General features: G+C 34.8%; 4 protein-coding genes and 6 tRNA genes. 8 read left to right on the forward strand and 2 right to left on the reverse strand.

Annotated elements, in window-relative coordinates:
- Positions 1-52 precede the first annotated feature (52 nt).
- The 8 genes from WBF61_RS07540 (at position 53) to WBF61_RS07575 (ending at position 2271) form a co-directional block, all read left to right on the forward strand.
- Positions 53-125 (forward strand) — tRNA-Asn (locus WBF61_RS07540).
- A gap of 27 nt (positions 126-152) precedes the next feature.
- Positions 153-225, forward strand: a tRNA-Thr gene (locus WBF61_RS07545).
- Positions 226-334: 109 nt separating this feature from the next.
- Entirely contained in the window at positions 335-1321 is a 987-nt protein-coding gene (locus WBF61_RS07550; protein WP_424255321.1) for a zinc-binding dehydrogenase, read from the forward strand.
- A 55-nt stretch (positions 1322-1376) separates the two neighbouring features.
- Complete coding sequence (locus WBF61_RS07555) at positions 1377-1652, forward strand: GNAT family N-acetyltransferase (RefSeq protein ID WP_424255323.1); 276 nt, start codon at positions 1377-1379, stop codon at positions 1650-1652.
- Between the two features lie 252 nt (positions 1653-1904).
- Positions 1905-1976: transfer RNA gene (locus WBF61_RS07560), tRNA-Glu, on the forward strand.
- 30 nt (positions 1977-2006) lie between these two features.
- A tRNA-Thr gene (locus WBF61_RS07565) sits at positions 2007-2079 on the forward strand.
- 32 nt (positions 2080-2111) lie between these two features.
- Positions 2112-2195, forward strand: a tRNA-Tyr gene (locus tag WBF61_RS07570).
- 4 nt (positions 2196-2199) lie between these two features.
- A tRNA-Gln gene (locus WBF61_RS07575) sits at positions 2200-2271 on the forward strand.
- A 216-nt stretch (positions 2272-2487) separates the two neighbouring features.
- On the opposite strand, the gene WBF61_RS07580 is transcribed toward WBF61_RS07575, so the two are convergent.
- Entirely contained in the window at positions 2488-3825 is a 1338-nt protein-coding gene (locus WBF61_RS07580) for a M20 family metallopeptidase (RefSeq protein ID WP_424255325.1), read from the reverse strand.
- A 54-nt stretch (positions 3826-3879) separates the two neighbouring features.
- Positions 3880-5388: a YfcC family protein gene (locus WBF61_RS07585; protein WP_424255327.1), complete on the reverse strand. Its 1509-nt coding sequence runs from the start codon at positions 5386-5388 to the stop codon at positions 3880-3882.
- Positions 5389-5750: the final 362 nt, after the last annotated feature.

Consider the following 5750-nt stretch of genomic DNA (forward strand, 5'->3'; position numbering starts at 1 on the left):
AGTGAAGGGTTTCCCTTTGTGAGAGTAGGACGCTGCCGCGCATCTTTATTATTCCGCAATAGCTCAGCTGGTAGAGCGCATGACTGTTAATCATGATGTCGCAGGTTCGAATCCTGCTTGCGGAGTATTTTTTTTGTTTATTTATCATTATTGCCGCTTTAGCTCAGGCGGTAGAGCGCTTCCATGGTAAGGAAGAGGTCGCCGGTTCGAATCCGGCAAGTGGCTTAAATATAAGAAGGTTGAGAAACTGTATTTAGTTTCTTAACCTTCTTTTTTTGTATCTTATCCTAGTAATCGGTATACTTACTATAATACTATAAATAGGAGTGATAAGTTGAAAGCATTGGTGCACAAATATGAAAAAGGTATGGCTGGATTATACTACGAAGAAGTAAAGACCCAGATATTAAAAAAAGAAGAAGTTCGCGTAAAACTTTATTTTGCTGGATTAAACCATCGGGATTTATTTACTATCGCTCAACACGATGCAAAGCCTTTAATTATCGGATCTGATGGTGTTGGAGAAATAATTGAAATAGGTTCAATTAGTCAAAGTTTCAAAGTTGGAGACAAAGTAATTATTAATCCAGGACTTAATTGGAGAAAGAATTCTGATGCAGCACCAGAAAATTTAAAGATATTAGGCAATCCTGTTTCAGGTACGTTCGCTGAGGAAATTATACTTCCAATAGAAAATATAGCAATGAAACCAGAGTATTTATCTATGGAGGAAGCTAGTGTTTTATCTTTATCTGCATTAACGGCATATCGTGCATTGTTTACAAAAGGAAACTTGAGTAAGGAAGATACTATTTTAATTCCCGGAATTGGGGGAGGAGTGGCTACTTATTTATTACAGTTTGCTAAAGCTATTGGAGCGACTGTTTATGTAACATCTCGCTCAACTAAAAAATTAGAGCTAGCGGAAAAATTAGGAGCAAATAAAGGTATTAAGAGTGAGGGAAATTGGAATGAACTTTTAGATGGAAAAAAAATGGATACGATTATTGAAACCGTTGGAGCGGCTACTTTTCATCAGTCACTAAGGCAACTACGTAAAGGCGGGACAATGGTTTTAATTGGTTCGTCGACAGGTGATAAAGTTGAATTTAATTTGAGAGAATTTTTTTACGGACAATATACGCTAAAAGGAACGACGATGGGCAGCACAGAAGAATATCAAGAGATGCTTAATTTTATAGAAAAATACAAAATAAAACCAGTAGTTGATGAAGTGTTCAGAATAGAAAATTTTGAAAAAGCTTTTAACTATTTAGAAAAAGGAAAGCAATTTGGGAAAGTTAGTTTTGCTATTTCTTGATTTTTTAAACTGTAGGTACTAAACTGTTGTTATTAAGATAAAAGGATGTGCAGAAATGGATTTTGAAAAAAGTGATAACCGATTTTATAAAAATGATGAACAAGGAAAATTAATTGCTGAAGTAACTTATGTTCCTTCAGGAAATGATAAAGTTATTCTAGATCATACGTTTGTTGATCCTTCTTTAAGAGGACAAGGTATAGCCGAAGAGTTAGTTAATCGTGTAGTGGAAGAAATGCAATTAGAAAATAAAAAAATTATACCATTGTGTCCTTATGCAAAAACATTATTCGAAAGAAAACCTGATATCTATGCTAGTATTCAAGCCTAGTAAAGTATTTTTGTTTGTTTCAAAGGTCTATCTTAAAAAATAATGAATAAGGAAATATCTGATTTTTATAACAGAATAGTCCTTATTCATTTTTTTTATGCTATCTTTTGGATTTAAACTAAGCTTATAGTAGACTTTATTGACTTAAAATGAAAATAGGATTAAATTGTTCATGAAATTTAACTTTTCTTCTTTACATTTACAAAAATTCTTTATATAATAAATCTTGTGCTTAAAGATTAAAGACGTTCAGGCCCGTTGGTCAAGTGGTTAAGACACCGCCCTTTCACGGCGGTATCACGGGTTCGAATCCCGTACGGGTCATATTTATAAAGAGATTACAGTTAATGATGTGCCGGCTTAGCTCAGTTGGTAGAGCATCTGAATCGTAATCAGAGGGTCGAGGGTTCAATTCCTTTAGCCGGCATCAATTTCTTTATAAATAAAGATAGATTTTTTGGAGGGGTAGCGAAGTGGCTAAACGCGGCGGACTGTAAATCCGCTCCTTCGGGTTCGGCAGTTCGAATCTGCCCCCCTCCACCATTATTGGGCTATAGCCAAGCGGTAAGGCAAGGGACTTTGACTCCCTTATGCGTTGGTTCGAATCCAGCTAGCCCAGTTGCTTTATTAAGCAGAAACGTACATAAACAGATAATTTTATTATCTATCTACTAACGAATTATTTCGCTGTGTCTGACACCGAAATAATTCGTTTTTTTTATTCTTAATTAAATTATATTCATATTGTTAATCAAAGATTTAAAAGACACTTATTCTCTATAATAGAATGAAAAAAAGACGTTAGTTCACCACACTACGTCTTTTTTATTTTTTATTAGTTACATGCTAAGCGATAGATTGCTTCTGCGTATATCTCCATTGAGCTATAGATATCACGCAAGGTCATTTTTTCATTAGGCATATGAAAAGTAACTTCAGAATCTGGAAATACAGCCCCAAAAGCTACACAATTTTTCATTGTTCTAGCAAATGTTGCCCCCCCAGAAGTTAAAGGCTCACTTTTATCACCAGTTTTTTCACGGTAGACGTCTAATAATGTTGTTACTAGTAAACTATCTTTTGGAACGTAAAGCGAAGCAAGATAATCATATTCTTCGTAATCAAGCTGGTACTCTGCTAAACTTTTTGTTAACTGTTTAACGAGAGCTTCCTTGTTACTCGTTACTGGAATTCTTAAATCTAATCCGATAGTTGACTCGTTGTTATTAATATTTAAAGTAGCTAGATTAACAGTAAGCGGGCCAGAAATGTCATCCTCTATTTTACCAAAAATAGATTGGCCAGTAGGATCGTCTTTTAATTTATCGGCAATAAATGCAATAGTTTTGTTTTCAGTATGAGGAGAAAGAGCTGTTACTAGACGTGTGATAGCATTTATCCCGTCAGGAGCATCTTTAGAGTGAACAGCTTTACCTTTAACTGTGATCTGTTGATTTGATAATTGATAATCATATTCTAGAGACTTTAATTCATTTTCTAATTTATCAATTAAATAACCTTTATAGCTGGCTTCATCAGGAACGATGTTTAAAGATTTGCCACAGTTCATAGTTAATTGTGAATCTCCAGGCCCATGAAGTTTAACTTGTAATAACCCTTTCTCAGAATAAGTTAAAGGAAATTCAGCATCAGGTGCAAAACCCATCGATGAAGGTTCTTCTAGTTCATTGTATCGATCTAAGCATCTCCATAATGTCTCTTCATCAGTACCAAAAATAAAACGAACACGTTTTTTTAATTGTACACCCGAGTCAATGACTGCTTTAAAAGCATAAAGAGCTGCCATTGCAGGCCCTTTATCGTCTTGAGACCCTCTACCATAGATTGCTTCGTTCTTTTCAACAGCTTCAAAAGGATTGCTTTCCCACAAGTCCAAATTCCCTGGAGGTACAACGTCTAAGTGACACAGGATAGCTAAGGATTCTTGTCCTTCACCATAGTCTGCATATCCATAATATCCCTCGGGGTCTAAATAGGTTTTCATGTCTAAATTTTTACAAATATTGAGTGTTTCTTCTAAAACATCTTGGATATCGTCACCAAATGGGGTTGACTCTTGACTATCTTCTCTTAAATAAGATGGATAAGAAATTAATGTTTTAATTGTTTCGATACAGTCTAATTTATGTTGTTCTTGAATAAATGTTTTCATAGAATACTCCTTTGGTTTTTTTATTGTTACAAATAGATGAAATGGTTAGGTTTTTTAACCAATTGCAGCTGCTACACCTAGAATAACACAAGAAAGAACAAAGATTATAGCCATTAGTTTAAACATGAATTTCCACCAAACTGTAACGTCAATTCTAGCAATAGCTAAAGCACCCATAACAACTCCTGAAGTAGGTGTAATCAAGTTGACGAACCCACTGGCGGCTTGGTAAGCTGTGATGACTAAATGTTGAGGTACGTCTGAAAAAGTCCCTAAAGGTCCCATAATACCCATTGTAGCAGCAGCTAGTCCGGAAGTGGATGGAATTAGGAAAGACATAGGAATATAAAAAACATAAGTTAAAATTGTAAATATAACTGGGGATAAACCGCTAAGTCCTTTTTCTCCCCAACTTAAAATTGTAGCAGTAATTAAACCGTCATTCATAACCACTTGTATTCCACGAGCAATAGCTACCACAAGTGCTACACTTAGAAGATCTCTCGCTCCATCCATGAAGGAATCAACAATATCACCTTCAGGCATTCTATAAAATAATCCAATAACAACAGCCATTAAAAAGAAGAGCATCGTGATTTCTTGGAAATACCAATCGCCTAAAGGAATCATTCTTTGACCAAGTAGAGTACCAATAAATGGTATACCGAGTAAGAAAGAGTTGAGGCTCTCAAAGAAAGTCCAATTTTCACTTAGTGCAGTCCATGGAACTAATGAAACGACCATAATAATAAATGAAAGGGCAAATAAAATCATGACGTTTCGCTGGCGTTTATCCATTTCTGCTTGATCATCGGGTATTTTAAAGTATGCCATATTCTGTTCTCTTTGATCAGCAACTAAAGAGGATTTAGGATCTTTTTCAACCGACATAGCATAACGATAAACGTAAAATGTTGAAACAGCATACATGACGACGAAGAAGATTAATCTCCAGATAATGCCCTCACCAGGACTTATTGAGAGAGCTTGAGAGGCAACACCAGTAGCGAACGGATTCACTGTAGAAGCAAGAACACCGATTTGTGAACCAACTAAAACAATTGCAACGGCAACGACGGTATCGAAGCCAACTCCGATCATAACCGGAATAATTAAAGGATAAAATGCCATAGTTTCTTCAGCCATTCCGTAAGTAGAACCTCCTATAGCAAAAAGCAACATTAAAATAGGGATTAATTTTTTTTCTTTTCCTTTATAATTTTTAACAATAGAGGCAATTCCAGCGTCCAGAGCCCCTGTTTTCGTAACAACTCCCAAAAAGCCTCCAAGTACTAAAATAAATAAAGAAATTTCGATAGCGCCGGGTGTTGTATCTGTACCCAGCATTCCTTTTATAGGAGAGATGAAAACATCCCAAATTCCCTGTGGTTGGGATTCTACCGTATGATACGTTCCAGATAAAATACTGCCAGCATCATCCATATCGTATGCCCCAGCAGGGATAATCCAAGTTAAAATAGCAATAAAGACAATAATAAGAAATAAAACAGTAAATGATGATGGCATTGAAAATTTCTTTTTGATTTGTTTATTATTTTCCAAAATATTCTCCTCCTCTATAGTAAGTATATAATTTTAGCAGTAATTCTTTCTTTATAAGACTGACCTCCTTTTACTAATAATTTTGATAGTAAAACACAGATAAAATAGAATAAGGAAATGAAAAACGGTGAGAAAGTGCTTACATTTTAATTATAAAAAAAAAAAGAATACATTTCACAAGAAATCATGCATATTAAATGAGGAATAGGTCACATTTAATAAAAATAATTCAAATTAAGCTTGAATTATTTAGCTAGATGCGGTAAGATTTAAAAAGATGTTTTGGGAATGCATCCCATTGCTTCAATTGTACCAAGCAATATAAAAAGAAACAAATATAACAAGTTACGCTAATGTGTGGT

Origin of the sequence: Carnobacterium sp. (assembly GCF_049673005.1) — a bacterium.
Taxonomy (GTDB): domain Bacteria; phylum Bacillota; class Bacilli; order Lactobacillales; family Carnobacteriaceae; genus Carnobacterium_A.